28 protein-coding genes, 2 tRNA genes and 1 other RNA gene are annotated in these 26,638 nt (G+C 70.4%); 14 read left to right on the top strand and 17 right to left on the bottom strand.

The features are described 5' to 3' along the window. Window positions 1-58 precede the first annotated feature (58 nt). From fabG to ACW7G5_RS07115, 5 genes are all read right to left on the bottom strand, one after another. Window positions 59-802 (bottom strand): 3-oxoacyl-ACP reductase FabG, encoded by a 744-nt coding sequence (fabG, locus tag ACW7G5_RS07135; RefSeq protein ID WP_457003130.1) that lies wholly within the window; start codon window positions 800-802, stop codon window positions 59-61. 173 nt (window positions 803-975) lie between these two features. Further along, window positions 976-1,920 carry an ACP S-malonyltransferase gene (gene fabD / locus ACW7G5_RS07130; RefSeq protein WP_457003128.1) on the bottom strand — a complete coding sequence of 315 codons (945 nt, stop codon included), beginning with the start codon at window positions 1,918-1,920 and terminating at the stop codon, window positions 976-978. A gap of 337 nt (window positions 1,921-2,257) precedes the next feature. Then, window positions 2,258-3,250 (bottom strand): beta-ketoacyl-ACP synthase III, encoded by a 993-nt coding sequence (locus tag ACW7G5_RS07125; protein WP_457003126.1) that lies wholly within the window; start codon window positions 3,248-3,250, stop codon window positions 2,258-2,260. Between the two features lie 115 nt (window positions 3,251-3,365). Then, complete coding sequence (gene rpmF, locus ACW7G5_RS07120) at window positions 3,366-3,560, bottom strand: 50S ribosomal protein L32 (RefSeq protein WP_343255971.1); 195 nt, start codon at window positions 3,558-3,560, stop codon at window positions 3,366-3,368. 75 nt (window positions 3,561-3,635) lie between these two features. Next, complete coding sequence (locus ACW7G5_RS07115; RefSeq protein WP_457003123.1) at window positions 3,636-4,160, bottom strand: YceD family protein; 525 nt, start codon at window positions 4,158-4,160, stop codon at window positions 3,636-3,638. Between the two features lie 143 nt (window positions 4,161-4,303). Between ACW7G5_RS07115 and ACW7G5_RS07110 the strand changes: the two genes are divergently transcribed. Continuing rightward, window positions 4,304-4,672: a hypothetical protein gene (locus tag ACW7G5_RS07110; RefSeq protein WP_457003122.1), complete on the top strand. Its 369-nt coding sequence runs from the start codon at window positions 4,304-4,306 to the stop codon at window positions 4,670-4,672. Then, complete coding sequence (locus ACW7G5_RS07105) at window positions 4,669-5,250, top strand: Maf family protein (RefSeq protein WP_457003120.1); 582 nt, start codon at window positions 4,669-4,671, stop codon at window positions 5,248-5,250. Before ACW7G5_RS07110 ends, ACW7G5_RS07105 begins: the two co-directional genes overlap by 4 nt. Before the next feature lie 3 nt (window positions 5,251-5,253). Here the strand turns inward: ACW7G5_RS07105 and ACW7G5_RS07100 are convergent, their stop codons facing one another. Beyond that, window positions 5,254-7,101: a glycosyltransferase family 39 protein gene (locus tag ACW7G5_RS07100; protein WP_457003118.1), complete on the bottom strand. Its 1,848-nt coding sequence runs from the start codon at window positions 7,099-7,101 to the stop codon at window positions 5,254-5,256. Between the two features lie 47 nt (window positions 7,102-7,148). Between ACW7G5_RS07100 and ACW7G5_RS07095 the strand changes: the two genes are divergently transcribed. The 4 genes from ACW7G5_RS07095 to ACW7G5_RS07080 are packed head-to-tail and all read left to right on the top strand — an operon-like array spanning window position 7,149 to window position 11,540. Beyond that, entirely contained in the window at window positions 7,149-8,102 is a 954-nt protein-coding gene (locus ACW7G5_RS07095; protein ID WP_457003116.1) for an AAA family ATPase, read from the top strand. A gap of 17 nt (window positions 8,103-8,119) precedes the next feature. Beyond that, window positions 8,120-9,082: a DUF58 domain-containing protein gene (locus ACW7G5_RS07090; protein WP_457003958.1), complete on the top strand. Its 963-nt coding sequence runs from the start codon at window positions 8,120-8,122 to the stop codon at window positions 9,080-9,082. Continuing rightward, window positions 9,075-11,024: a transglutaminase TgpA family protein gene (locus ACW7G5_RS07085; protein ID WP_457003115.1), complete on the top strand. Its 1,950-nt coding sequence runs from the start codon at window positions 9,075-9,077 to the stop codon at window positions 11,022-11,024. Before ACW7G5_RS07090 ends, ACW7G5_RS07085 begins: the two co-directional genes overlap by 8 nt. Before the next feature lie 33 nt (window positions 11,025-11,057). Continuing rightward, on the top strand, window positions 11,058-11,540 hold the full coding sequence (locus ACW7G5_RS07080; protein WP_457003113.1) for a Slp family lipoprotein: 483 nt from the start codon (window positions 11,058-11,060) through the stop codon (window positions 11,538-11,540). 212 nt (window positions 11,541-11,752) lie between these two features. Here ACW7G5_RS07080 and ACW7G5_RS07075 read toward each other — a convergent pair whose 3' ends face one another. Genes ACW7G5_RS07075 through dnaX form a run of 4 tightly spaced genes read right to left on the bottom strand, consistent with a single transcriptional unit; the run spans window position 11,753 to window position 14,977 of the window. Beyond that, complete coding sequence (locus tag ACW7G5_RS07075; protein ID WP_457003111.1) at window positions 11,753-12,097, bottom strand: histidine triad nucleotide-binding protein; 345 nt, start codon at window positions 12,095-12,097, stop codon at window positions 11,753-11,755. A gap of 7 nt (window positions 12,098-12,104) precedes the next feature. Further along, window positions 12,105-12,701: a recombination mediator RecR gene (gene recR, locus ACW7G5_RS07070; RefSeq protein ID WP_457003109.1), complete on the bottom strand. Its 597-nt coding sequence runs from the start codon at window positions 12,699-12,701 to the stop codon at window positions 12,105-12,107. A gap of 19 nt (window positions 12,702-12,720) precedes the next feature. Further along, window positions 12,721-13,041, bottom strand: coding sequence for a YbaB/EbfC family nucleoid-associated protein (locus ACW7G5_RS07065; RefSeq protein ID WP_343256127.1), 321 nt, complete (start codon window positions 13,039-13,041; stop codon window positions 12,721-12,723). Window position 13,042: 1 nt separating this feature from the next. Next, the gene (gene dnaX, locus ACW7G5_RS07060; protein ID WP_457003107.1) at window positions 13,043-14,977 is read right to left on the bottom strand and encodes a DNA polymerase III subunit gamma/tau; all 1,935 of its coding nucleotides are present in this window, start codon (window positions 14,975-14,977) and stop codon (window positions 13,043-13,045) included. Between the two features lie 426 nt (window positions 14,978-15,403). Between dnaX and ACW7G5_RS07055 the strand changes: the two genes are divergently transcribed. Next, a tRNA-Ser gene (locus ACW7G5_RS07055) sits at window positions 15,404-15,496 on the top strand. A gap of 52 nt (window positions 15,497-15,548) precedes the next feature. Then, an RNA gene (gene ffs, locus ACW7G5_RS07050) (signal recognition particle sRNA small type) lies at window positions 15,549-15,645 on the top strand. A 9-nt stretch (window positions 15,646-15,654) separates the two neighbouring features. On the opposite strand, the gene ACW7G5_RS07045 is transcribed toward ffs, so the two are convergent. Both ACW7G5_RS07045 and ACW7G5_RS07040 read right to left on the bottom strand, forming a co-directional pair. Continuing rightward, window positions 15,655-16,413 (bottom strand): MBL fold metallo-hydrolase, encoded by a 759-nt coding sequence (locus ACW7G5_RS07045; protein ID WP_457003105.1) that lies wholly within the window; start codon window positions 16,411-16,413, stop codon window positions 15,655-15,657. 2 nt (window positions 16,414-16,415) lie between these two features. Next, entirely contained in the window at window positions 16,416-17,174 is a 759-nt protein-coding gene (locus tag ACW7G5_RS07040; protein WP_457003104.1) for a 3-deoxy-D-manno-octulosonic acid kinase, read from the bottom strand. A 19-nt stretch (window positions 17,175-17,193) separates the two neighbouring features. Between ACW7G5_RS07040 and ACW7G5_RS07035 the strand changes: the two genes are divergently transcribed. Further along, window positions 17,194-18,252 carry a glycosyltransferase family 9 protein gene (locus ACW7G5_RS07035; RefSeq protein WP_457003102.1) on the top strand — a complete coding sequence of 353 codons (1,059 nt, stop codon included), beginning with the start codon at window positions 17,194-17,196 and terminating at the stop codon, window positions 18,250-18,252. Between the two features lie 87 nt (window positions 18,253-18,339). On the opposite strand, the gene ACW7G5_RS07030 is transcribed toward ACW7G5_RS07035, so the two are convergent. Further along, window positions 18,340-18,430 (bottom strand) — tRNA-Ser (locus ACW7G5_RS07030). A 101-nt stretch (window positions 18,431-18,531) separates the two neighbouring features. Here ACW7G5_RS07030 and ACW7G5_RS07025 point away from each other — a divergent pair. Together ACW7G5_RS07025 and ACW7G5_RS07020 are read left to right on the top strand one after the other, a co-directional pair. Continuing rightward, window positions 18,532-18,939 (top strand): DUF6165 family protein, encoded by a 408-nt coding sequence (locus ACW7G5_RS07025; RefSeq protein ID WP_457003100.1) that lies wholly within the window; start codon window positions 18,532-18,534, stop codon window positions 18,937-18,939. A 179-nt stretch (window positions 18,940-19,118) separates the two neighbouring features. Then, window positions 19,119-19,823: a PP2C family protein-serine/threonine phosphatase gene (locus tag ACW7G5_RS07020; RefSeq protein WP_457003098.1), complete on the top strand. Its 705-nt coding sequence runs from the start codon at window positions 19,119-19,121 to the stop codon at window positions 19,821-19,823. Between the two features lie 31 nt (window positions 19,824-19,854). Here the strand turns inward: ACW7G5_RS07020 and dnaQ are convergent, their stop codons facing one another. The 3 genes from dnaQ to ACW7G5_RS07005 are packed head-to-tail and all read right to left on the bottom strand — an operon-like array spanning window position 19,855 to window position 21,736. Next, a complete protein-coding gene (gene dnaQ / locus ACW7G5_RS07015) occupies window positions 19,855-20,592 on the bottom strand; it encodes a DNA polymerase III subunit epsilon (RefSeq protein WP_457003096.1) in 738 nt (245 codons plus the stop codon). A 50-nt stretch (window positions 20,593-20,642) separates the two neighbouring features. Continuing rightward, on the bottom strand, window positions 20,643-21,089 hold the full coding sequence (rnhA, locus tag ACW7G5_RS07010) for a ribonuclease HI (protein ID WP_457003094.1): 447 nt from the start codon (window positions 21,087-21,089) through the stop codon (window positions 20,643-20,645). Further along, window positions 21,086-21,736 (bottom strand): hypothetical protein, encoded by a 651-nt coding sequence (locus tag ACW7G5_RS07005; RefSeq protein ID WP_457003092.1) that lies wholly within the window; start codon window positions 21,734-21,736, stop codon window positions 21,086-21,088. Before ACW7G5_RS07005 ends, rnhA begins: the two co-directional genes overlap by 4 nt. Window positions 21,737-21,777: 41 nt before the next feature. Here ACW7G5_RS07005 and gloB point away from each other — a divergent pair, with 41 nt between their 5' ends. The 3 genes from gloB to ACW7G5_RS06990 are packed head-to-tail and all read left to right on the top strand — an operon-like array spanning window position 21,778 to window position 24,357. Then, the gene (gloB, locus tag ACW7G5_RS07000) at window positions 21,778-22,548 is read left to right on the top strand and encodes a hydroxyacylglutathione hydrolase (protein ID WP_457003090.1); all 771 of its coding nucleotides are present in this window, start codon (window positions 21,778-21,780) and stop codon (window positions 22,546-22,548) included. Further along, the gene (locus tag ACW7G5_RS06995; protein WP_457003088.1) at window positions 22,545-23,516 is read left to right on the top strand and encodes a lytic transglycosylase domain-containing protein; all 972 of its coding nucleotides are present in this window, start codon (window positions 22,545-22,547) and stop codon (window positions 23,514-23,516) included. The genes gloB and ACW7G5_RS06995 overlap by 4 nt, the downstream gene beginning before the upstream one ends. 31 nt (window positions 23,517-23,547) lie before the next feature. Continuing rightward, the gene (locus ACW7G5_RS06990) at window positions 23,548-24,357 is read left to right on the top strand and encodes an enoyl-ACP reductase FabI (protein WP_457003086.1); all 810 of its coding nucleotides are present in this window, start codon (window positions 23,548-23,550) and stop codon (window positions 24,355-24,357) included. 174 nt (window positions 24,358-24,531) lie between these two features. On the opposite strand, the gene ACW7G5_RS06985 is transcribed toward ACW7G5_RS06990, so the two are convergent. Beyond that, complete coding sequence (locus ACW7G5_RS06985) at window positions 24,532-26,514, bottom strand: SurA N-terminal domain-containing protein (protein ID WP_457003084.1); 1,983 nt, start codon at window positions 26,512-26,514, stop codon at window positions 24,532-24,534. Window positions 26,515-26,638 lie beyond the last annotated feature (124 nt).

The following is a 26,638-nucleotide window of genomic DNA, read 5'->3' as shown; positions in this document are numbered from 1 at the left end:
GGAGGTGGTACCGGCCGGTTCGGCCCCTTTCCGTTCAGGGACCTGGCGGCCGCTTCCGTCACGGCATGTACATGCCGCCGTTGACGTGCAGGGTTTCGCCGGTGATGTAGCCGGCGTCCGGGCCGGCCAGGAAGGCGACGGCGCGGGCGATGTCGGCGGGCTCGCCGAGGCGGCCCAGTGCGATCTGCGCCGCCATCGCGGCCTTGGCGTCCTCGGGCAGGTCGCGGGTCATGTCGGTGCTGATGAAGCCCGGGGCGACCACGTTCACGGTCACCCCGCGGCTGCCGATCTCCTTCGCCAGCGACTTCGAGAAGGCGATGATGCCGGCCTTGGCGGCGGCGTAGTTGGCTTGGCCGGCGTTGCCCATCACGCCGATCACCGAAGCAATGTTGACGATGCGGCCCTTGCGCGCCTTCATCATGCCGCGCATCACTGCCTTCGAGCTGCGGAAGACGCTGCTCAGGTTGGTGTCGATGACAGCCTGCCAGTCTTCATCTTTCATGCGCATCAGCAGGTTGTCGCGGGTGATGCCGGCGTTGTTGACCAGGATCGAGATCGGGCCGATGTCCTTCGCGATCGAATCGACCAGGGCCTCGATCGCACCAGGCGTGGTGACGTCAAGCACGCGGCCATGGCCGCCCTGCGCGGCGAGCCGCTCACCGATCGCCTTCGCCCCGCCCTCGCTGGTGGCGGTGCCGACGACCGTCGCGCCACGCGCAGCCAGTTCGTCCGCGATCGCCGCCCCGATGCCACGGCTTGCGCCGGTCACCAGCACGATCTCGCCTTTCAGTTCCTGGGTCATTCTGCTTCTGCCTGTATCAGTAAGAGCTTTTGCCGCGGATTTACGCGGATTGTTCACGGATTTACACGAATAAAACAGGAATGGGCCGCAGCGGAACCTCGCTTGTGCCTTTTCATCTGCACTTGCCCTATCCGCGTAGATCCGCCCTTATCCGCGTAAATCCGTGGCAAAAATCAGCTTTTCCATTCTGCCAAAGCCGCGTCGAAGTCTGCGACGGTACCAAGGGCGCGGGCTTCGAGGGATTTGTCGATGCGGCGGGCCAGGCCGGTGAGGACCTTGCCGGGGCCGCATTCGCCGATGCGGGTGGCGCCACGGGTGGCGAGGGCCTGCACGCAACCGGTCCACTGCACGGGGAGGTAGAGCTGGCGCACCAGGGCGTCGCGGATGGCCTGCACGCCGTCGTGGACTTCGGCGTCGACGTTCTGCACCACCGGCAGCGAAGGCTCGCTCCACGCCAGCCCTGCCATCGCCTCGGACAGGCGGTTGGCGGCCTCGCGCATCAGCGGCGTGTGCGAGGGCACGCTGACGGCGAGCTTCACCGTCTTGCGCACGCCCTTGGCGGCAAGCAGTTCCAGCGCACGGTCGACCGCAGCCGCATGGCCGCCGATCACCACCTGGCCCGGCGAATTGAAATTGGCGGGCACCACTACCTCGTCACCCGACGCCTCGGTGCAGGTCTCACGAACGAGGGCGTCCTCGGCGCCGATGACGGCGGCCATGGCGCCCGTACCGGCCGGGGACGCGGCCTGCATCAGCTGGCCGCGCAGGCGCACCAGGCGTGCGGCATCCGCCAGCGGCAGCGCACCGGCCGCGACCAGCGCCGAATACTCGCCCAGGCTGTGGCCGGCCAGCAGCGACGGCGCCGGCCCGCCCGCGGCCTGCCAGGCGCGCCACACGGCCACGCCCGCCGCCAGCAGCGCCGGCTGGGTGAACTCGGTGCTGTTGAGCTGCGCGTCGTCGACATCCTGCGACAGCGCCCAGAGATCGACCCCTGCACCTTCGGACGCTTCGGCGAAGGTATTTCGCACCACCTCTCCGCGCGCGGCGAGGTCGGCAAGCATGCCCGACGACTGCGAGCCCTGGCCTGGGAAAACGAATGCGAGCTGCGAAGCGGTCAAGTGATGGTCCAGATCAAAAAAGCCGGGCGATGATAAGCCCGAACCACCCGCTCCGTCTGTACCCGCCCGTATTGAGCTTGGCCGCCGAGCGACAGCGACCCATCCTGCCCGCTCCCCGATGACCCTCAACGCAGCCGGGAAAGGTCGAACAAAAGCTTTCTGCCACGGATTTACGCGGATTTACACGGATAGAGCAAAATCAGGAGTGCAGCGCGGCCACTCGATGCTCTCGCTTTATCCGCGTGTATCCGTGGCAAAAAAGCTCTTCCAGAATCCCCGGGAAACGCAAAAGGGCCGCGGTTTCCCGCGGCCCTTTCGCCATGCAGCGTGCAGTTGCTCAGTAGCGCAGCAGCGCCGAGCCCCAGGTGAAGCCGCCGCCGAAGGCTTCGAGCAGCAGCAGCTGGCCGCGTTCGACCTTGCCCGAGCGCACCGCTTCGTCGAGCGCCAGCGGCACCGAGCCCGACGAGGTGTTGCCGTGCTTGTCGACGGTAACGATCACGCGGTCCATCGGCAGGTCGAGGCGCTTGGCCGTGGCTTCGATGATGCGCAGGTTCGCCTGGTGCGGGATCAGCCAGTCGATCTCGCTGCGGTCGATGCCGTTGGCCTCGAGCGTCTCCTCGACGATGCTGTCGAGCGCCTTGACGGCGTGCTTGAAGACATCGCTGCCGGCCATCTGGATGCGCACGCCGGCGTTCTTCTCGTTTTCCTTGAACCCGACCGAGACCCCGACCGGGTTCCACAGCAGCTCCTTCTTGGCGCCGTCGGCGTGCAGATGGGTGCTGAGGATGCCGGTCTCGGTATCGGCCTTGAGCACCACCGCGCCGGCACCGTCGCCGAACAGCACGCTGGTGGTGCGGTCGCCCCAGTCGACCATGCGGGTCAAGGTTTCCGAGCCGATCACCAGCGCGGTCTTGACCGAGCCCGAAATGATGAACTTCTCGGCCACGCTGAGCGCGAAGATGAAGCCCGAACAGGCGGCGTTGACGTCGAACGCCGGGCAGCCGGCCACGCCCAGGCGCGCCTGCACCAGGCAGGCGGTGGACGGGAAGATCAGGTCGGGCGTGGTCGTGCCGACGATGATCAGCTCGACCTCGGAGGCCTCGATGCCCGCTGCTTCCAGCGCGCGCACTGCGGCATGGAAAGCCAGGTCACCCGTGGTCTCGCCCTCGGCGGCGATGTGGCGCTGGCGGATGCCGGTGCGCGCCGCGATCCATTCGTCCGAGGTGTCGACGAACTTCGCGAGGTCGTCGTTGGTCAGGACCTTGGCCGGCAGGTAGCTGCCGGTCCCTGCAATGCGCGCGTACGTGCGCGGTGCGGCGGACTCACTCATTACGAAGACGGACCTCGCGTGTTGCTGGGCGCCACGCATGGCGCCGACGGCTGCGTGGCGCACGGGGGCGCCACGGCCAGGGCATCGCCCGCGATGGAAGCGGGCGCGCTGAGGATCAGTCTTCTTCGGCCACGCGGGTCTTGGGCACGATCACCTGGCGGCCGCGGTAGAAGCCGTCGGCGGTCATGTGGTGGCGCAGGTGGGTCTCGCCCGACACCGGGTCGGTCGCCAGCTGCTTGGCGCTCAGCGCGTCATGGGCGCGGCGCATGCCGCGGCGCGAGGGGGAAACACGGGATTTCTGTACAGCCATGGGAGTGCTCCAGCAGCAGGAATAGTCAATCAGGAACCAGGGCTGATCGGACCAGGGTCGATCGGATCAGCTTGATCAATCTTTTTTCTTCAGCGCCGACAACGCCGCGAACGGGTTGATCTGCGCCTCTTCGTCGGCGGCGACCGGCCAGTCGCGTTCGACGCTTTCCGACCCGGGCGACACCGGTACCACCGGCACCGCCAGGATCAGCTCATCCTCGACGAGGTCGATGGGGCGGATGGCGCCGTCGTCGGCCACGACCAGGGCTTCATACCCTGGTGGCAGCGCGGCTTCGGCGGCCTCGCCTTCATCATCCCCCGATCGCAGCAGCCCCAGCCGCTGCACCAGCGACACCGGGAACACGAAGCGCTGCAGCGTGCGTTGGCACAGCAGCGGCAGGCGTGCTTCGATACCCAGCTCGACATAGGGCACCTGCAGCGAGTCGCGGTCGAAGGAGACGGTGTACGCCACCTCGCCCTCGTCGTCTGCCAGCGCCTCGCGCAGGCGCGGGAGCGCGGACAGCGGCAGGCGGCCCACGAACTCCCGCCGGGCCGCAACCATGCGCCAAGCGTCCACTACCTCGGGCACGTCTACGGACATAAGCCGCAAAATGTTAGGCCTCGGACCCGCCCGTGTCAAACCCGGCCCCGCCCGGGAATTCCATGCCGCGGCCCGCGCGGCGACAGTTTGCCACCGGCTCCGGTTCCCCGGCAGACTGCGGCCCCGCACGCGAGGTCCCCGACTTGACGCCAACACTGCTGTGGAGCGCGTTCCTGGCGCTGGTCGCCCTGGTGGCCGGGCTGTTGCTGCGCCGTCGCGCCGGCCAGGGCCGGCACCGGCGGGCGATGGCCGGAGTCCTGGATGCCGCCGATGCCCTGGAGACGAGGTTGCGCACCGCACGCGGTGAAATCGAGGCCGTGGCGGGCGAAGGCGACGATCCGGTGCGCGCGGCTCTGCAGGAAATGCTGCGCCAGCGCCTGTGGCTGCAGCAGCATGGTTCCGCGGCTTCGCCCAGCCAGCTCGATGCCGTCCGCACCTCGATCGACGACGCGCGTGCGCGCATCGACCAGCAGCTCCTGCACATCGAGCGCGCCAGGGCGCCGCAGCCGTGAGCAGCGACGCCAATCTGGTGCTGGCCTCGACCTCGCCCTACCGCCGCGAGCTGCTTGCCAGGCTGCGGCTGCCGTTCGACACCGCCCGCCCCGAAGTCGACGAAGCGCCACTTGCGGGCGAGACCCCGTCCGCACTGGCCCTGCGCCTGGCCGAAGCCAAGGCCCGGGCCGTGGCCACGCTGCATCCCGGCGCGCGCGTGATCGGTTCGGACCAGGTCGCGGACTTCGACGGCGTTGCCCTGGGCAAGCCCGGCAGCCGCGAGGCGGCGATCGCGCAGCTGCAGGCGATGTCGGGACGCGCAGTAGCCTTCCGCACCGCCGTGGCAGTCGTCGGCAGCGGCACGATGGCCACGGCGCTCGACACCACGCTGGTGCGGTTCCGCCAGCTTGGCCGCGGCGAGATCGAGCGCTACGTCGACTGCGAGCAGCCCTTCGACTGCGCCGGCAGCTTCAAGTCCGAAGGCCTGGGCATCACCCTGTTCGAAGCCATCGAAACCCGCGACCCGACGGCTCTGGTCGGCCTGTCGCTGCTGGACACCGTGCGCCTGCTGCGCGAGTCGGGCCTGGTCCTGCCCTGAAGTTCAGCGCGCGGCCGCATCCACGATGATGCGCTGCTCCGACCAGTCCTCGACGCTGCCGTCCCGGCCATGGAGCCGCAGGCCCAGCCAATGCTCGCCGGCGCTGCCGGCCGGCAGCTCGACGCGGGCGGAGAAGCCGACTTCGGGGTGGCCGGCATCGGTCGAGATGCCCCAATACGTCGCCACGCCCGGACTCTCGATGCCGTAATCGGCCTCCGCCACCAGGGTGCCGTCGAGCAGTACCTCGACCCGCTCGATGCCGACGCCATCCTTGAACGCCCAGCCGCCGACATCGAACGCAGTGCCGACCCGCGCATTGGCGGCGGGCGTGTCGATCCAGGCCATGGCTGGAAGCGTGCAGGCCGCGTCCGCGGCGCGCTCTTCGATCGCAAACAGCAGGAAGCGCGTGCGCCCGTGGTCGACGTTGAGCACGCGTGGCGGCGGCAACGCGCCGAAGCGCCCGCACAGTGCGTGGTAGCGCAGCAGCAGGTGCTTGTATTCGACCTCGCTGGCCGCGATCACCAGCAGTACGGGCCCGCCGGGGTCGGTCGCGCCGGCCGCCTCCAGGCCCCACAGGCGCAGCTGCGGCGCGCGCCCATGCTGGCGGTTGGCCGGATGCTCCAGCACCTCGATCGAAGCATCGCCGAGCGCAAAGCCGAGTTCGGCGCCGATCTTGAAGTTGTCCGCCACGAGCCGCGTGCCTTCCGGCATGTCTTCGCGCAGCTCGCGCACGGCATCGGCAAGCACGTCCCATCCGGCGAAGTTGGACGGATACCATTTCAGCGAAGCGGTCCGCGCGCGCAGCTCCGGCACCGAGACCAGTGCGTGGTAGCCCAGCACCGCGGCCAGGCCTACGCCCGCGGTGGCCCATGTCAGCACGCGCAACCAGCGCGGCCATCGCACGAGCAGCGCCGGCAGCAGCGGCAGCAGCGCCACCAGGCCCGGCAGCGGCCAGTGGAAGCTCACCCGCTCGGTATCGGCGAAAAAGCCGAGCACGAAGAAGCCGAGCACGACCAGGCCGCCCGACAGCGCGATGAAGCGCACGGGCTCGCTGGGCGCGCGTGCGCCGCGCCAGCCCGCCCACAGCAGCGCCGCGAACAGCAGCGGCGTTGCCAACAGCGTCTGGATGGCGATGAACCAGGTGCCTTCCGGATGCCAGGCCCACGGGTGGCGATCGACCAGCTGGAAACGCAGGCCGGCCTCGGCGTTCTCGAAGTTCCAGGCCAGGAGCGGTGTCCAGGCCGCCGCGCCGAAGGCGATCGCGATCCACAGGCGCGGGTCGCGCAGCGCCTGGCGGCCCTGCGGCAGTGCAAACAGCGCCATCACGCCGACGCCGATCACCGCCGCGAAGCGGTAGTGGCTCAGCGCTCCGATCGCCAGGCCGACGGCCAGCTGCAGCGCGGCGCCGTACCCGACCTCGCGCAGCAGGCGCGTGCCTGCATCCAGGCACAGCAGCGTGGCCACGACCATCGCCGCGTCCGGCAGCGCCATCAGGCCCAGGGTGCCCGACAGTGGAAGCAGCAGCGCGGCGATACCGGCCACCCAACCCTGCCTCTCACCGAACTCTCGCGCGGTGATCCGCACCACCAGCCAGGGCACCAGCGATGCCAGCAGCAGGAATGGCATGCGCAGCGCCAGCGTGCCTTCGCCGAACACCGCGGTCCCGATGCGGATCAGCCACGCGGTCAGCCCCGGCAGGTCCGAGTAGGCCCACGCCAGGTGCCGGCTCTCCTGCCAATAGAAAGCCTCGTCCACGAACAGCGGCAGGCGTGCAGCCACCACCGCCTTGAGCAGCAGCAGCGCACACCAGAGGGCGACGAAGGTCGCACGTGCGTCGATCTTTTCCCGCATCCGGCAGCGACCTCGTTACACTTCGGTGGACTCTTACGGAGCCCGGCATGACTGCCCAGTCCGCAAAACAGGACATGCTACCCGACGCCCTGCGCAAGTCCCTGCATCATGCCGAAGCGCAGGTGAACTCACTGGTACTGGGCAAGGCGCAGGCGGTCCGCTTCGCCTTCACCGCCCTGCTCTCCGATGGCCACCTGCTGATCGAGGACCTGCCCGGCCTCGGCAAGACCACGCTGGCGCATGCGCTGGCGGCAACGCTGGGCCTCGGCTTCCAGCGGGTGCAGTTCACCTCCGACCTGCTGCCCTCGGACATCGTCGGCGTGTCGGTGTACGACGCGCAGGCCGCGAGCTTCACCTTCCATCCCGGGCCGGTATTCGCGCACGTGCTGCTGGCCGATGAGATCAACCGCGCGCCACCGCGTACGCAGAGCGCCCTGCTCGAAGCCATGGCCGAGCACCAGGTCACCGTCGACGGCAGCACGCACCTGCTGCCCGACCCGTTCTTCGTGATCGCCACCCAGAACCCGGTCGACCTCGCCGGCACCTATCCCCTGCCGGACTCGCAGCTGGACCGCTTCCTGCTCCGCCTGCAGTTGGGCTACCCGGACGCCGAGGCCGAGCGCGCGCTGCTGGCCGGCAGCGACCGGCGCCACCTGATTGCCCAGGCCATGCCGATGCTCGGCGGCGATGATGTGCTGCGCCTGCGCGAGGCGGTGCTTTCGGTGCACGCCAGTGACGCCCTGGTCCGCTACGTTCAGGCGCTGCTTGAACGCAGCCGCCACCACGCCGGGGTCCGCGTGGGGCTGTCGCCGCGCGCCGGCATCGCCCTGCTGCGTGCGGCACGCGCGCACGCGCTGCTGCTCGGGCGTGGACACGTCCTGCCCGACGACATCCAGGCACTGTTCGCCGCTGTGGCCGCGCATCGACTGGTGGCCGACGCCGACGCCGGCGACGAGGCCGCGCTGGCGCAGGCGATCCTGCACGCCGTCGCGGTCGACTGAGCGTGGCGGGCGGGCGCCTGGCCAGCCTGCGCGCACGCCTTGGATCGCTCGCGCGGCCGCGGCGGCCCGAACCCTTGCCGGTCATCTTCAACCGCCGCCGCATCTACGTCCTGCCGACCGCCTTCGGCGCCTTCTTCGCCACGCTGCTGGCGGTGATGCTGCTCGGGGCCCTGAACTACAACAACAACCCGGCCCTGCTGCTGGCCCTGCTGCTGGCCGGCGCCGGCAATGCCAGCCTGTTTGCAGCGCACCTGCAGCTGTCCGGGCTGCGCGTGGTCGCGGTCGATGCCGAACCCGTGCCGGCCGGCGCGCCGATCACGCTGCGCGTGCACCTGCGTGCCGACACAGCACGCCCGCGGCGCGGCCTGCGCCTGCGCGTGGGCGACGTCGAAGCCACCAGCTCGCTGGTCGACGGCGCCGGCGAGGCGCGCCTGGTGCTGCCCACGCAGCGCCGGGGCTGGCTGCATCCGGAGCGCATCACGATATCGACGACGCGGCCGCTCGGCATCGCCCGCGCCTGGGGCCATGCCTGGCCAGCCGAACCGCTGCTGGTCTATCCGCGCCCGGAAGCCGACGGGCCGCCGCTGCCGCACGGTGCCGGTGATGCGCCGCAGGCGCGGCTGCATCCGTCGGGTGACGACGTGCACCACCTGCGTGCCTACCGCCGCGGCGATTCGCGGCGGGCGATCGCCTGGAAGCCCTCGGCGCGACGCGGCTCGCTGCTGGTGCGCGAGTACGAGCAGGCGCAAGGCGCGGACGTGGTGCTGGACTGGTCGCTGGTGCCGCTTGCGTACGAGGACCGCATCCACCGCCTGGCACGCTGGGTGGACCAGGCCGAACGCGAAGGCCGTCGCTACCGGCTGCAGCTGCCGCAGCAGGCGATCGGTCCGGGCCGCGGCGCCGTGCACCGGCATGCCTGCCTGCGCGCGCTGGCACTGATGCCCGCGTTGGCCGTGGAATCCGGTGGCCGCCGTGGCTGAGGCGCGCCGCCGCAGTCCGACGCTGGATCCGCAGGCGCGGGCCTGGACCCTGGCCGCGGCGGGCGCGTGCCTGCTGCCGCTGCTGCTGCAGCTGCCGGGGCCGCTCGCCGCCGGACTGGCCGCGGTCGCCGCCGCGGTCGGCGCGCTGTCCTGGCGCCGCCGGCTGCCTGCCGTGCTGCGCCTGGTGCTGTCGGTGGCGCTGGTCGCCCTGGTGCTTGCCAACTCCGGCTTCCACTTCGGCCGCGATACCGGCTGCGCACTTCTGGCCGCCATGCTCGCGCTCAAGCCGATGGAGCTGGTGACCCTGCGCGATGCGCGCAGCCTGCTCGGCTTCGCCCTGTTCGCGCCGTTCGCGACCTTCCTCCTCGACCAGGGGCCGCTGAGCCTGTTGCTCGGGCTCGGCGCCGCGCTGCTGGCGCTTGCGTCCATGCTGCGCCTGGCCGAGTTCGAGAGCGGGGATGACGCCGGCATGCCGCCGCGCGAACGCCTTCGACGTGTCGGCGCGATGGTCGCCATCGGCCTGCCGCTGGCGCTGGCCGCCTTCTGGCTGTTCCCGCGCATGGCCACGCCGCTGTGGGGCGTGCCGGAGCGTGCGATCACCCGCACCGGGCTGTCGGACAGCATGTCGCCCGGCGAGTGGATCGACATGCTGGTCGACGACAGCCCCGCGCTGCGCGTCACCTTCGACGGCGCCACGCCGCCGACCTCGGAGATGTACTGGCGCGGCCCGGTGCTGTGGAACTACGACGGCCGCGAGTGGACGGCCTCGCGCTGGTTCAGCGCGCTGCCTCCGGCCGCCATCGAGCACGGCGCAACGCGCTACAGCTACCAGGTCGACGTCGAGCCCACGGAGCGCCGGATGCTGGTCGCGCTGGAGCTTCCGGTGGCGACGCCCGACGGCGCGCAGCGCGCGTACGACCACACGCTGACCACGCGCCGGCCGCTGACCTCGGTGACGCGCTGGCGGATGACATCGGCCGCGCCCACCACGTTCGAACCCGAGCTCCGGCAACTCCTGCGCAGCGCCGCGCTGCGGCTGCCCGAGGGCTTCAATCCGCGCACGCTTGCCCTGGCCCGGCAGTGGCGCCTGGATGCCGGCGAAGGCGCCGCCGCCGACGCGGCCATCGTCGACCGTGCGTTGTCATGGATCCGCGCCGAGTTCGGCTACACCCTGGGCACGCCCCTGCCCGGCCGCCATGCCGTCGATGAATTCCTCTTCGAGCAGAAGGAGGGCTTCTGCGAGCACTTCAGCCAGGCCTTCGTGGTGCTGATGCGCGCGTCCGGCATCCCGGCGCGGGTGGTGACCGGCTATGTCGGCGGCTACCGCAATCCCGTGGGCGGCTACTGGATCGTGCGCAACTCCGATGCCCACGCCTGGGTCGAAGCCTGGCTGCCCGGGCGCGGCTGGGTGCGCGTCGACCCGACCGCGGCCGTCGCGCCCGAACGCATCTACGACACCATCGCCGACCGCGCCTCGCGCAGCCCCGGCGGCCTGCAGGCGCTGGGCCCGATGCTGGGCGTGGGCGACTGGATGCGGCGCGGCTGGAACGACCTGGTGCTCGGCTTCGACGCCGATCGCCAGCAGCGCATCCTGCACGCGTTTGGCGGACGCGACCTTGGCGGCGGCCAGCTGGCGCTGCTGTTCGCGCTGATGGCGGGGCTGGCGCTGGCGGCGATGCTCTGGCTGGTGGCGCGCGGCGAACGCGAACGCGACCCGGTCCTGCGCGCCTGGCACCGACTGGCCGCGCGCTACGCGCGGATGGGCCTGGGACGGCACCGGCATGAGACCGCGAATGCCTGGGCGGCGCGCGTGGTGGCGACCCGCCCGCAGTCCGCCGCACTCCTCACCCTCGGCACGCGTTTCGACAATTGGCGCTACGCTCCCGGGCAGGAGGGCGAGCACCGCGCCCTGTTGCGCGACCTGCGCGCGCACCGCCCCTGACGCCCGGCGCACGCCGACATTCCGGAGACATCCATGCGCAACCACATCCTTCTCGCACTGGCTTCCGCGGCGCTGCTGGCCGCATGTGCCTCGCAGCCCAAGCCGCTGCAGGGCGAGTACGCCCCGCTCACGCCGCGGGTGGCGGCCGAATCCGACGCCAGCGGCAGCCTGGTGCGTTGGGGCGGACGCATCGTCCAGGTCGAGCCGCGCGCCGACAGCACCTGCTTTGAAATGGTCTCGACCCGCCTTGACCACTACGGCCGTCCGTACTGGGCCGACGACGACACCGGCGGCCGCTTCATCGCCTGCCGCTCCGGCTTCTACGACCCGGCGGTGTTCGAACGCAACCGCGAGGTGACGTTCACCGGGCGCTTGGCCGGGCACGAGAGCCGCGACATCGGCGGTTACAGCTACCGCTTCCCGCTGGTGGATGCCGACGTGGTCTACCTCTGGCCCGAGCGGCCGCGCAACCTGGTCACGCGTCCTGCGCCGTGGCCGTGGTGGGGTTACTGGTAGGGCTTATTCGGGGTTCTTATCCCGACTGAGGGAGAGAGGTACGGCCACGCCGTGGATGCAGGGGGGATGCCCAGAGCCGGCCATGGATGTCCGGCGGCCGGATCTGGGAGCAGGACGCGCATAATCCGGCTGGGCATCCCCCCTGCATCCACGGCGGGCAGCGCGCCCCCTCCCGGAGCAACAACCGAACCCCGGCAACCGGGAGAAGAACCCTATTCGGGCGTACCGAAACGGCCGAGGGGCGCGCCGGCCAGCAGGTGCAGGTGGATCTGGAACACGGTCTGCCCGCCGTCTTCGTTGCAGTTCATGACGATGCGATAGCCGTCCCCGTCGAACCCCTCCTGCTTGGCATACGCCGCCGCGGCCAGCGCCAGCCGGCCTACGACCGCGGCCTGGTCGGCCTGCAGGTCGTTGAGCGTGGCGACGTCGACCTTGGGCACGAACAGCACGTGCACCGGCGCCTGCGGCGCGATGTCGCGGAAGGCGATGAGGTGTTCGTCTTCGTAGACGATGTCGGCGGGAATCTCGCGCTTGATGATCTTGTGGAAAATGGTCATGGGGCTCCTAGGCCATCTCGCCGCGGCTGCCGAAGGCGTGGGACAGCGTGCCGCGGTCGACGTACTCGAGTTCGCCGCCCAGCGGCAGGCCGTGCGCGGGGCGGCTGGGGCGCACACCGTGCTTGCGCGCGAGCTGCGCCAGGTAGTGCGCGGTGGCCTCGCCCTCGACGGTGGGGTTGGTGGCGATGATCAGCTCCTGCACCTCGCCTTCGGCCAGGCGTTCACCAAGCACGTGCAGGCCGAGTTCGCGCGGGCCAATTCCGTCGAGCGGACTCAGCCGGCCCTGGAGCACGAAGTACAGGCCGCGATAACCCGTCGCCTGCTCGATCGCCAGGCGGTCGGCGGGCGATTCCACCGCGCACAGCAGCTGGGCATCGCGCGACGCGCTGGCGCAAGTCGCGCACAGCGGCGTCTCGCTGAAGTCGCGGCAGCGCTCGCAGTGGCCGATCTTCTCCACCGCTTCGCCCAATACTTCGGCCAAGCGCTTGCCACCGTCGCGCCCGCGTTCAAGCACGTGGTAGGCCATGCGCTGCGCGGTCTTCTGGCCCACGCCGGGCAACACGCGGAAGGCCTCCACCAGCTGCTCGAGCAGGGGCACGCTCACGATGTGGCGGCGTGCCGGTTCAGAACGGCATCTGCATGCCGGGGGGCAGCGGCATGCCGGCGGTGGCGGCACCCATCTTCGCCTGCGATTCGCTGTCCACCTTGTTGCTGGCGTCGTTGAACGCGGCGGCCACCAGGTCCTCGGCCATCTCCGGATCGGCCAGCACGCTGGGATCGATGCGCACCTTCCGGCACTCCTTGCGGCCGGTCAGCGTGACCGTGACCATGCCGCCACCGGCGCTGCCGGTGACTTCGATGTTGGCCAGTTCGGCCTGCGCCTTCTGCAGGTTCTCCTGCATCTTCTGTGCCTGCTGCATCAGCTGTGCGATGTTCCCGCGCATGTCAGTGCTCCTGTTCTTGTATGGGACGGATGGAGTCCGGGACCACGCGTGCGCCCTGGCGCTCCATCAGGCGCTGCACGTCCGGATCATTGAGGAAGGTCGATTCCGCGGCGCCCTGGCGCTCGTCGCGCGCGCGTTCGTTGCGCGCGTGCAGGGTTTCGCCGGTGGTGGCAGCGCCGGACTCGAAGCGGATCTGCGGCGCAGCGCCCCAGGTGGGAGCCAAGGCATTGGCGAGCTGCTGCACCAGGAGCGGCGCGCGAAGGTGGTCGTCGGCCTCGGGCAGCGACAGGCGCAGCACGCCGTCGCCCACGGCCACGAAGGCGGAGCTGGCCGCAAGTTCGCGCGCCGGGCCGCGAAGTCCGAGGCCGGCGACGAAGTCGGGCCAGGACGCAGCGTCGATCGCGGCCGGCGACGCGCTTGTACGTGGCGCAGCCACAGGCGCAGCCGCCGGAGTGGCCGGAGGCAGCACTGTCGGAGCGGCGGCTGGCGCCACGGACGGAGCCACCGATGGCGACGTCGAAGGCCGAGCCGACGATGCGGCGCGCACGGGCGGCGCTTCGGGCCACGGCGGTGCGTCAACAGGCACCGGCGCCTTAGCCGGCCGCGGAGCCGGAGCCGGAGCCGGAGCCGGAGCGAGGGTCGGCGTGGTCGATGCAGGCGTCGATGCGGATGTCGGGGCCGCTGCGGGTGCCACCGGCGCCACTTCCGGTGTCGCCCTGGCGGCACTGACGGCCGGCACCGCGGCAGCCCCCTGCAGCGCCGCGCGCGCCGCAGCCGCGGCCGAGCGCCCGGCGCCTGGCGCCGCGGCCTGGCCACCCGCGCCACCGCCAGAGGCTGCGCCGCCTTCGCCGGGCCGGAACGCCAGCATGCGCAGCAGGCTCATTTCAAAGCCCACGCGCGCACTCGGCGCGAGGTTGATGTCGCGGCGGCCACCGACCGCCATCTGGTACCAGAGCTGCACCAGCTCCGGGCGCAGCGTCGAGGCCAGCGCGCCGAGGTCGACACCGTCGGCCTCGCCCACGCTCCCCGGCACCAGCTGCCTGACCTGGATGCGATGCAGGGCCTCGGCCATCGCGTCGAGCACGCCCGCCCAGTCGGGCGAGAAGCCGGCCAACACCTCGATCGTTGCCATCAGCGCCGCACCATCATCGTCGGCAAGCGACGCGAGCAGCCCTGCCACCTGGGTGCGGTCGACCGAACCGAGCATGGTCGCCACGGCCTGGTCGGTCAGCGCAACGCCTTCGCCGGCGCCGCAGTAGGCGATGGCCTGGTCGAGCAGCGACAGGCCGTCTCGCAGGCTGCCATCGGCCGCCTTCGCCATCTGGCGCACCGCGCCGGGCTCGGCGCCGATGCCTTCGGCGGCAAGGATCTTCGTGATCTGCCCGCCGATCTGCTCCTCGTCCAGGCGCTTGAGGTTGAACTGCAGGCAGCGCGACAGCACCGTCACCAGCAGCTTCTGCGGATCGGTGGTCGCGAACAGGAACTTGACGTGCTCCGGCGGCTCCTCGAGCGTCTTCAAGAGCGCGTTGAACGCCGGCTTGGAGAGCATGTGCACCTCGTCGATCAGGTACACCTTGTAGCGCCCGCGCGAGGGCATGTACTGCGCGTTTTCGATCAGGTCGCGGATGTTGTCGACGCCGGTGTTCGACGCGGCGTCGATCTCCAGCAGGTCGATGTAGCGGCCGGCGTCGATCGCCTGGCAGGTCTCGCACTCGCCGCAGGGGTCGCTGGAGGCGCCACGCTCGCAGTTGAGGCTCTTGGCGAAGATGCGCGCAATCGTGGTCTTGCCCACGCCGCGGGTACCGGTGAACAGGAAGGCGTGGTGGACGCGGCCGGAATCGAGCGCGTTGACCAGGGCGCGGACCACGTGCTCCTGGCCCACGAGTTCGGCGAAACGCTTCGGGCGCCACTTGCGGGCGAGGACGAGGTAGGACATGGCGCCATTCTGCCATGCGAGCGGAGGCGGTCGATGGTCGAGGAGGCGGAGGATGGGCAGGTACTCCGCCGGCGTCGCGGTGGAGCTGCTCCTTATTGCCGGCGGAGTACCTGCCCACCCTCCGCTGCCACCGGCGCGGCGGGGTGGTGGGAAAGGCAGGGGCGTCGCGCTTTTGATCTTTCCGGGCCGCGGGAAGGCGCTGCGAGGCGGGTTGGGGGGTGCGCAGTGGGCATAAAGGCCCGCGCAGCGGGACAGCCCACGGAGTACCCACCAACCCGCCGTACGGCGGGCCATGCCACGTCCCTGCCACGCCGATCCCGAACTCCACCAACCCGCCGATGTTCCTTGTCGTCACAACCCGAGGAAGGCTAGAATTGCGGGTCCCGTGCGGCCGCGCCAAGGCAGGCAAGACGCAAGGGCAGGTGCGGAGAGGTGTCCGAGTGGTTGAAGGAGCACGCCTGGAAAGTGTGTAAGCGTCTAAACCGCGCTTCGGGGGTTCGAATCCCCCTCTCTCCGCCAGTTCCAAGCGCGCGCCGCGCATCGGCCGCGTTCGCAGGTTTCCATGGTGGCCCCGTCGGCCCCTCGCGACGCTAGATCGAAAACTCCGCCAGGGCCGGAAGGCAGCAACGGTATTGATCGACGCGGGTGCCGAGGCAAGTTGGCGGGGCCGCCTCCATTCAGGGCGCCAACGCCGGATGCGGCACCGGATCGGCCAGCGCGATCGCCTCGCCAGGGCGCGCCACGCGATGGCCGCGAGCGCGGATGGCATCACCGTCGGCCTCGCTTGCGTAGTGATAAAGCACGCAACGCTCCAGGAGCCCGGGTGCGTACTCGCGCTCCAGGTCGTCGATGCCGCTGTGCGAGGGATTGCCGAGCAGACCGCAGTCATGGGCGATGAGTTCGCCGGCGCTGGCGACCGCGGCCAGCACCCCGGGGATCGGCCGCGTGTCGCCGCTCCATACCAGGCTGCCACGCAGGCGCAGTCCGAAGGCGGTGCGCGGCCAGTGGTGGCGGGATTCGAATACTTCCAGGCGCACGCCGTCGTGCCAGAAGGCATCGCCCACCGGGACCACCCTGAACGCGTCCCAGAAGTTGGCACCACCTTCGGCCAGCGCGTTGGGGTAGTCGGCGACGCGCCGGTGCAGCAGCGGAAGCACGTCCACCGGCACGTACAGCGGCGTGCGCCCACGGCGCGCGGGATCGAAATAATTGGCCACGAACAGGCGCTCGAAGCCGGCGACATGATCCAGGTGCACGTGGGTGACGAACAGCGCCGGCGGCGGTGCCCCGTAGTGCGCAAGGTAGCTGGTCAGGCCTTCGGCGCCGCAGTCGATGGCGAGCCACGGCGCGCCATCGCGTTCGATGGTCGCCATCGGCGAGCCCAGGGCCACCGCCGAAGCGCTGCCCACGCCCTGGAACCTCAGTGTCCAGGCCATGCTCAGGTGCCCCGTTCCCAGCGCTTGTCGTAGCTGCGGCGCAGGCGCGCGAAGTCCTCGCGGACCTCGGCCTCGCTGCGCGCGCCGCGGAGCTTGATCAGCGAGCGCTCCAGCCGCGCCAGGTTGCCCATGCGCCAGCCGGTCGCCGGGATGTGCATGCGGCCGCGGTCCAGGTCGATGAGCCAGCCCTGGCCGGTGGCGTCATAGAGGATGTTGTGGGCGTTGAGGTCGGCGTGGTCGAAGCCTTCGCGGTGGAAGCGCGCCAGCAGGCGACCGGTCTCCTCCCAGGGCGTCGTTGCCGGATCGCCGCCCGCCCAGTCCGCCAGCGAACGCACGTCCAGCAGGCGCTGCATCAGGATCGCCGCGCGATAGGTGGCGCCGTTGCGCACGTACGAAGCCGCGATCGGCTCCGGCACCGGCAGGCCGCGCTTGCGCAGTTCGCGCAGCAGCCGGAACTCGGCGAAGCTGCGGACGCGGTCGACGCCGCGCCACAGGTGGCGATCACGGTTGAAGCCGGCAACGAGTCCGCCGCGCAGGTAGTGGCGCAGCACGCAGGGTCCGTTGCTGGTGTCCTCGATGAACCAGGCTCCGCCGCGGCCGCTGCCCGACACCGCGATGGCACGCGGCCCCCAGGCCTCGGGATCGAACCAGCGCGGATCCGCTTGCCGCAACTGCGTCTGGTCGAACAGAATCGAGCCGAACCCGCCCTCGGGTCCGGCGCGGAACGGCGTCAGGCTCTCTGCGGCGTCGAAAATTGCCATCCTTCCGAGTCTAACAAGCTTGTCGCAGCCTGATACCGCTCCACCGCGTTCGATTTGCCTGCTGCGCCTGTCGGCGCTGGGCGACGTGACCCATGTCCTGCCCCTGGTGCACACGCTGCAGCGGGCCTGGCCCGACGTCGCGCTGACCTGGATCATCGGCAAGGGCGAGCAGCGGCTGCTGGAGGGCCTGCCGGGCGTGGAGTTCGTGGTCTACGACAAGAAGACCGGGCGCGAGGGCATGCGCACGCTGCGCCGCGAGCTGGCCGGCCGCGAATTCGATGCGCTGCTGCTGATGCAGCTCGCGCTGCGCGCCAACCTGCTGTCGCGGGCGGTGCCGGCGCGGCGGCGGATCGGCTATGACCGCGCGCGCTCGAAGGAGCTGCACGGGATGTTCGTGAACGAACGCATCCCGGCCGATGCGGGCCCGCACGTGCTGGACGTGCTTGGCGCGTTCGCGCGCCCGCTCGGCCTGCGCCAGGACCGCGTCGAATGGGCCCTGCCGGTGCCCGACGACGCCCGCGCCTGGGCGCAGGCGCAGTGGCCCGAGGACGGCCGGCCGACACTGGTGGTCTCGCCCTGTTCCAGCCACGTGCTGCGCAACTGGAGCGCCGGGCGCAACGCGGCCGTGGCCGCGCACGCCGTGGCCCAGGGCTGGCGGGTGGTGCTCTGCGGCGGCCGCAGCGAGCTGGAACGCGCCACTGCCGACGCCATCATCGCCAATGCCGGCGTCCCGCTGCTGGACCTCGTCGGCAAGGACACCCTCAAGCAGCTTCCGGCGCTGCTGGAGCGCGCCGACCTGGTGATGACGCCCGATTCCGGCCCGACCCACATCGCCAACGCCATGGGCACGAAGGTCCTGGGCCTGCATGCGGCGACCGATCCTTCCCGCAGCGGGCCCTGGTCGGACCGCCGCTATTGCGTGGACAGGTATGACGATGCGGCGCGGCGCTTCCTCGGCAAGCCGGCCACGGCGCTGCGCTGGGGGACGAAGATCGAGCGAGACGGGGTGATGGACCTGATCAGCGTGGACGACGCGATCGCGGCCTTCGAGCGCTACCGCGGCGATCATCGGAAGTAATGACGTGACAGGTGGAGCGTTGTTGCGCCCAACAAAAAGGCCACCCCGAAGAGTGGCCTTTTTGCTTCAATCACTTGCAACTCAATATGGCGGAGAGGGGGGGATTCGAACCCCCGAGGCGCTATAAACGCCTGCCTGATTTCGAGTCAGGTACATTCAACCGCTCTGCCACCTCTCCGGTGCCCGGCCACAGGGGCCGGGGGCGCAATGATACGGGTCGCCGGCAGGGCCGACAAGACGAGGCGCTACACTGGCCGGCCCCCGTGCCCGGTTGAAGCGATGTCCGAGATCACCGTCCCCGTGTCCTTCGGCGAGCTGCTCGACAAGATCGCCATCCTGCAGATCAAGTCCGAGCGCATGACCGACGCCGCCAAGCTGGCCAATGTCCGCAACGAGCTCTCGGCGCTGGAGAAGACCTGGATGGCGCATCCCGTGGCCGGCACGGACATCGTCCGCCTGCGCGCCGATCTCAAGGCCGTCAACGAGCGGCTGTGGGTGATCGAGGACGACGTCCGGCTGAAGGAGAAAGCGCAGGCCTTCGACGAGGAGTTCGTGCGCCTGGCGCGCAGCGTCTATGTGCAGAACGACGAGCGCGCGCGGATCAAGAAGGAGATCAACCTCGCGCTCGGCTCGAGCTACGTCGAAGAGAAGTCCTACCAGGACTATGGTGCCGACCCGGTGGGCTGATGCCGCAACCGGACGCTGTGTCTCTCTGCCGGAGCGGCGCCATACGCGCGCCGCTCACAGGCACGTATGCCATCATTCCGTCACATCAACATTCGCCGCAATTGCATGCCTGCTGACCTCTCCGACCGGCCGTCGCCGTTATCCCATTCAGCCTCTCCGGGAACCGCCGCGGCCCTCGCATGATCGAATTCGGCCACCTCACCCATGTCGGCTTGCGGCGCGAGCTGAACGAAGACACCTATTACGGCGACAGCGACCTCGGGCTGTGGCTGGTTGCCGACGGCATGGGCGGCCATGAGTACGGCGAGGTCGCCAGCGCGCTGGCGCGCGAAGCGATCGTACGCGAGACGCGCCAGGGCACGTCGCTGGCGCAGGCCATCCGCATCGCCGACGAAGAGATCATCGGCGCCTCGCGCAAGCGCCAGGACGCCCTGCCCATGGGCACCACCGTGGTCGCGGCGCGGATCAACGGCAATCGTTTCGAGGTGGCCTGGGTGGGCGACAGTCGCGTCTACCTGTGGCGCGACGGCAAGTTGGCCCAGCTGTCCCAGGACCACAGCTACGTGCAGGAGCTGATCACCCAGGGTGCGATCAGCATCGACCAGGCGCGCAGCCATCCGCACCGCAACGTCGTGACCCAGGCGCTGGGCGTGACCGATCCGCAGACGCTCAACGTCGAGACCATGTCCGGCGAGCTCGCGCCCGGCATGCAGCTGCTGCTGTGCAGCGACGGGCTGACCGAAGAAGTCGACGACAAGGACATCGCCCGCGTGCTGGCCCACGGCGAATGCAGCGCGCAGGAGTGCGTGGATGGACTGGTCGCCGCGGCGCTGGATGGCGGCGGTTCCGACAACGTCACCGTGCTGCTGGTGCGCCGCCACTGACGGCAACGCCCCGCCCTGCCGCAGCCAGCGATCAGGCCGGCTCGGCGACTCCGGCGCCCTCGCCCACCGCTTCCCACAGCGCCTGCCCCGCGCGCGCCCTGATCGCGTCCACGCGCGTGCGGTGCGCCTCCATGTCGGCGGCGTCCACCACCACCAGCGGTCGCGGCGCCAGGGCCACGGCGCGCGGCAGGTGGACGGCGAGCGCTTCGGCTTCGGTCAGCGACGGACCGGCCAGGCCCAGCTCGGTCTGGCCCGAGGTCAGCGCGAGGTAGACCTCGACCAGCAGCTGGGCGTCGAGCAGCGCGCCGTGCAGCTGGCGGTGCGTGTTGTCCACGCCCAGCCGGCGGCAGAGCGCGTCGAGCGAATTCCGCTGCCCCGGGAAGCGCTGGCGCGCCAGCTCCAGCGAGTCGAGCACGGCGGCGCGCTCGGCGATCCGGCCGCGGCCGCCACCATCCAGGAGCGACAACTCGTAGTCGAGGAAGCCGACGTCGAAGGCGGCGTTGTGGATCACCAGCTCGGCGCCGTCGATGAATTCCAGGAACTCGTCGGCGATCGCGGCGAACTTCGGCTTGTCGGCAAGGAAGTCCAGCGTAAGGCCGGTGACCTCCTGCGCGCCCGGCTCGAACTCGCGCTCGGGATGGATGTAGCGCTGCCAGGTGCGGCCGGTGGGGCGTCGTTCGACCAGCTCGACGCAACCGATCTCGACGACGCGGTTGCCCTTGCGCCATTCCAGGCCGGTGGTTTCGGTGTCGAGGACGATCTGGCGCATATGCGGGGGTCGGGCCTGGCTTGGAGGGATGGATGGACCGGACGGTGCGCTCAGCGCGCGGCGGCCTTGAACCGGATGGCCTCGTTGCGGGCCAGGTCATCGACGCGCTCGTTGCCGGGGTCGCCGGAGTGGCCCTTCACCCAGCGCCAGTCAATGGTGTGGCGGCCAGCGGCGGCGTGTAGGCGCTCCCAGAGGTCGCGGTTCTTGACCGGGTCGCCACCGGAGGTCTTCCAGCCCCGGCGGACCCAGTTGGCCATCCACTGGGTGATGCCCTGGCGGACGTATTGCGAGTCGGTGTGCAGGGTCACCTTGCAGGCTTCGGTCAGCGTTTCCAGGGCAACGATGGCCGCCATCAGTTCCATGCGGTTGTTGGTCGAAAGCAGCTCGCCACCGACCAGTTCGCGCTCCTGTGCGCCGTAGCGCAGCAGTGCGGCCCAGCCGCCGGGACCGGGGTTGCCGAGACAGGCCCCGTCGGTATGCACTTCGACCGCCTTCATGCCGTGGCGGCCCCTTGCGGCACCAGCAGGCGGCGCGGGCGTACCGGCGTCATCGGCAGGCTGCGCCGGTCCGCACGCACCAGGTAGGCCGCGCGCAAACCCACGCCACGCTGGCGGCGCGCATCGACCTCGGGCTCCCAGCGCGGACCCAGCCCTTCGGAGACGACATCGGGCTCAAGCCCCGCCCTGCGCAGCATCCGGCGGCAGGACAGCGGCTCGACCGCGCGCAGCCCCTGCCCGCGCCAGCGCCAGCGGTAGGGCGAAAGCGGGTTGAGCCCGAACAGCAGCACGCGCCCTCCGGGCACCAGCAGGCGCACGACTTCATCCAGCAGTGCGCCGCCGCGCGCATCGGACACCACCACGTGCTGCAGTACCACGGTGCCGCAGGTCTCGCTGGGCAGTGGCAGCGGCAGCCCGCAGGTCACGTCGCCGGCGAACCGGCTGCCGCGCGAGTACAGGGCCAGGCCGCGACCATCGGCAAGGCGGGGCTGCGGCAACGGCGCCAGCCACAGCCAAGGCTGCGCCGGTCGCTCCGCAAGGGCGTCTTCGATCACATCGTGTTCGCTGGCGAGCAGCGCTGCGCCCTCGCTGGATGCGAACCAGGCCTGGACTGCGTCGGGTTGACCGGGGCGGGAACGGAGGGGCATGGTCGCCATTCTAGACGCCCTGCCTCGCCACGTCCCTGCCCATGCAACCGGTTGCGCTCCCGGCATTCGCCGACAACTACATCTGGATGCTGCCGGCCGGCGACGGCCGCGGCACGCTGCTGGTCGATCCGGGAGACGCCGCACCGGTGCTGGCCGCCGCCGCGGCCGGTGGCTGGCGCCCCGACGCCGTGTTGCTCACGCACCACCACGACGACCATATCGGCGGCGTCGGCGCGCTTGTTGCGCGCTGGCCGGACCTTGAGGTGCTCGCGCCCGCCGACCGCCGGATCCCGGTCGCCACCCGGCGGGTCGGCGGCGGCGCAAGGGTCGAAGCTGCCGGCTACGCCTTCGACGTGATCGCCGTACCGGGCCATACCGTGAGCCACATCGCATTCCACGGCCACGGCCTCTTGTTTTGTGGCGACACGCTGTTCAGTCTCGGCTGCGGTCGCATGTTCGAAGATACGCCGGCGCGGATGCTGGCCTCCCTGGAGCGGCTGGCGGCCCTGCCCGGAGACACCCTGGTGTGCTGCGGGCACGAGTACACGCAGTCGAATGCCGCCTTTGCGCGCGTGGTCGACCCTGACAATCCGGCGCTCGCCCGCCGCAGCGAAGAGGTGACCGCCATGCGCGAAAACTCCCTGCCCACGCTTCCATCCACGCTGGCCGATGAGCGCGCCTGCAATCCGTTCCTGCGCGTGGACGCGCCCGGCGTGCGCGCGTCGGTGGCCGCATGGTCCGGCACCGACAGCCTGTCGCGCGTCGACACGTTCGCCGCAATGCGGCGCTGGAAGGACGGGTTCCGCGCATGACGGTCGGCGCAGGCGCGACGCTGGCGCTGCTGCTGGCATTCGCTGCGGGGCCGGCGCATGCCGCCGGGGGAAGCAACGAGATCGCGCCACCAGCCGGGGACATGCTCGCGGCTGAGCCCGCCTCGCCGGCACTCGCGCCCGCCGGGCAGGACCGGATGGCGAATGGCGCAGGCATCTACCAGCGCTTCGTCGATGGCCTGGCGCAGCCCGGCTGCGACGACGCCAGCCCGCGCTGGCGCGCGCACTTCGCGCACGTGCCCGGGCAGCTGGCATCTGCCGAAGACGAGGTCCTGCCGCTGTTCGGCTACGTGGTCGACGCATTGCGCAGCGCGCACCTGCCCACCGAATACGCGCTGATCCCGTTCGTCGAAAGCGGCTACCGCCCCGGCACACGCAGCAGCAGCGGCCCAGCCGGCCTGTGGCAATTCATCGCGGTCACTGCGCGCAACCACGGCATCCCGATCCGCGGCGGCTACGACGGCCGCCTCTCACCGGTCGACGCCACCCGCGCGGCGGTCCGCTACCTCAAGACCCTGCACGGCATGTTCGCCGGCGACTGGCGACTGGCAGTGATGGCCTTCAACGCCGGCGAATACCGCGTGCTCGGCGCGCTGCGGCGCCATGACCAGCGCGCCGCCGCCGCCGAACCCCAGGCCCTGGACAGTCTCTCCGGAATCACCCGTGCATACGTGCGCAAGCTGCACGCGCTGTCGTGCCTGATGGTCGAAGCAGGTGCCGACCAGGCGTGGCGTGAATCCCTGGAGCGGCCGGTGCCGCGGCTGGTCGCGATCGACCTGGCGGGCGAGCCCGGGGGACTGGACGGCTACGCGCGGCGCAACGGCCTGGACGCCGCCCGTCTCCGTCGCCTCAATCCGGCGCAGGCGGGTGCACGGCCCGCCGGCCGCCAGATCCTCGTGCCCGCGACCGGCGCCGCGACGACCCCGGCGGCGGCGCCCATGGCAAACTAGCCAGCTCCCGTCCATCGAGTCGAACACCACCATGGGATTCCTGCAAGGCAAGCGCGCGTTGATCACCGGCATCGCCAGCCAGCGCTCCATCGCCAACGGCATCGCCGAGGCGATGCACCGCGAAGGCGCGGAACTGGCTTTCACCTATCAGAACGAAAAGCTCAAGTCGCGGGTCGAGGACGTAGCCTCGCGCCTGGGCGGCGGGCCCGTGTTCCCGCTCGACGTCAGCGACGACGCGCAGATCGAGGCCCTGTTCGCCGACCTTGGCAAGCACTGGGACGACGGTTTCGACATCCTCATCCACGCCATCGCCTTCGCCCCGCGCGAAGCGATCGCCGGCCAGTTCCTGGATGGCCTGACCCGCGACGCCTTTTCGGTGGCGCAGGACATCTCCGCCTATTCGCTGGCGGCGCTGGCCAAGGGCGCGCGCCCTCTGATGAAGGGCCGCAACGGCGCGGTGCTGACGCTGAGCTACCTGGGCGCCGTGCGCACCCTGCCCAGCTATAACGTGATGGGCGTGGCCAAGGCCAGCCTGGAAGCCACGATGCGCTACCTGGCCTACAACCTCGGGCCCGAAGGCACGCGCGTCAACGCGATCTCGGCCGGCCCCATCAAGACCCTGGCGGCGGCGGGCATTGGTGGCTTCCGCAAGATCCTCGGCCACGTCGAGTCACATGCGCCGCTGCGGCGCACGGTGAGCATCGATGATGTCGGCAACGTGGCGGCGTTCCTGTGTTCGGACCTGGCCGCCGGCATCACCGGCGAAGTGACCTATGTCGACGCCGGCTACAACATCGTCAGCATGACCGGCCTGGAAGAGCCCGCGACGGACGCCAGCTGAGCGATCCGCCAGCGCGACGGCAAGGCCGGACGCAAGGCGCAATGGAAAAAGCCCGGCATTGCCGGGCTTTTTCGTGGACGGGCGATGGCGGGACTCCGTGGCAGCGGCTACAGCCGCGATGCCAGCGCCCCGATCGCGGCCATGGCCTCTACCCGACGATCATCCAGGTGCTCCCTAGAGGCGCGCCTCGACCGTGGTCACCCGCACCCCTTCGCGCAGGGCACGCAGCAGCGCCATGGCGTCTTCATCGCCAGCCAGGCGCGTGAGCTGGGTCGCGATCATCGCGCGCTCCTCGGCATTGGCGGCTGATCCGGCATCGCCGGGCACGACCTTGTTGACCGCATAGACCACGATGCTGCCATCGTCCTGCAGCACCCGCCCAGCGGACACCCCGCCTTCGACCGGCTGCGGAGCGGCAAAGATGGCCTTGTTGGCCTCGGCCGACGGCATCGGCATGCCGCGACGCATGTCCGGCAGCGCCAGATGCTGCCAGCCCTTGGCCTCGGCGACTTCGGCCAGCGCCTTGCCTGCCGTGACTTCGGCCACTGCGGCATCGGCCTGGGCAAGCACGGCCAGGCGCGCGCGATCGGCGCGGATGGCCGCCACCACCTGGTCCCGAACCTCGGCCAGCGCACGCTCGCGCTCGGGCTCGTGCCCGGTCACCCGGATCAGCACGCTGTGGTTGGTGCCGAGTTCGATCGGATCGCTGACGGTGCCGTCCTGGACCAGGGCTTCGGAGAATGCAGCCCGCTGCACGGCCGGATCGGCGGCGATGCCTTCGCCGCCGCCGCGGACGAACGGCCCGGCCTTGAGCACCGGCAGGCCGGCCTCCCGCGCGGCCGGGGCCAGCGAGCTCGGGTTGCGATAGATCTGGTCCACCAGACGGCCGATCAGGTCGTTGAACGCACGCTCCCGGTCGGAGATGGCCTGCGCCGCGGCGAGCTCGACACGCGCGACCTCGAACGGCACTTCCTTGCCTTCACGCACCTCGCGCACCAGCAGCACGTGCCAGCCGAAGTCGGTCAGCACCGGCTCGGTGGCGACGCCCGGCGCGGCCGCATGCACGGCATTGTCGAAACTCTCGCCCATGATTCCACGCTCGAGCCAGCCGAGGTCGCCGCCTGCGCCCTTCGAGCCCTCGTCATCGGACTCCGCGCGCGCGATGGCGGCGAAGTCGGCGCCTTCGGTCCGCGCCTTGGCGGCGATATCGTTCGCCTCCGCCTGGGCGGCGTCGCGCGCCGCAGCGTCGGCGCCCTCGGGCACGCGCACCAGGATGTGCGACACAAGGCGCTGTTCGGGCTCGACGAAGCGCCCCTTCTCGAGTTCGTAGCGCGACCGCAGCGTGGCCTCGTCGGCCGGCTCGGGCTCGGGCACGGTGTCGGCGATGATCTCGACGTATTCGATCGAGACTTCTTCCGGCGCACGGTACTCGTCGCGGTGGCCGTCATACCAGGCCTGGATGTCGGTGGCGCCGATCGCACCGGTGTCCGGCGCAGGTGCCGGAATCACGGCCATGGCGACATCGCGCTGTTGGCCGAGCAGCTGCATCGTGCGCTCGACCTGCCCCGGGCTCGCGAAAGCCGTGCTGGCGACTCCACCAGGCAGCAGCACCATCTGCAGGCGCTCCCGGATCTCTTCCTGATGCTGGCGCGGCGTCTGCGCGGGCACGCGCGCCTGCAGCAGCATCTGGTAGCGCTGCGGATCGAAGCGGCCTTCCACCTGGAACTCGGGCATCGTCGACACGACTTCGGCGACGCGGGCATTGCCGACCGCGACCCCTGCGTTTTGCGCTGCCAGCGCCAGCACGGTGCGGTCGACCAGCTGGTCGAGGACGCGCAGCTTGTTGTCCATCTGCTCGAAGGCGCGCGCATCGTAGGCTTCGCCCCCGGTGGCGCGCGCCTGCTGGCGCGCGGCCTCGAATTCGTTGCGGAACTCGTCCGGCGAAACCTCGCGCGACACCCAGAACGCCTTGCGCACGGGCCAGATATCCGGCGCCGAACGCCACCAGGACGGCGGTGCCTCGACCTTCGCCGCGTAATTCGCGGAGTTCTGGAACAGGTATTGCTCCATGCCGAAGAACGCGAACGGGATCGCGAGCAGCATCACGATCACGAGAGCGATCCAGCCGGAGGTTTTTTCTCGAAGTGCTTGCAGCATGTCGGGGGGTCGCGCGTTGGACGTAGCCGCGCAGTTTAGCGCATGGCTTGCCGCAGCGGCTCCGCGGGGCCGGACGACCTTGAAGCGCCGGCAACTGCAGGTCCCGCGTCGTCGGAAAAAAGAA

The sequence above is a fragment of the Luteimonas sp. A501 genome, from assembly GCF_054052085.1.
The sequence above is the reverse complement of the archived record's forward strand: the minus strand, read 5'-3'. Positions and strand labels throughout refer to the sequence as shown.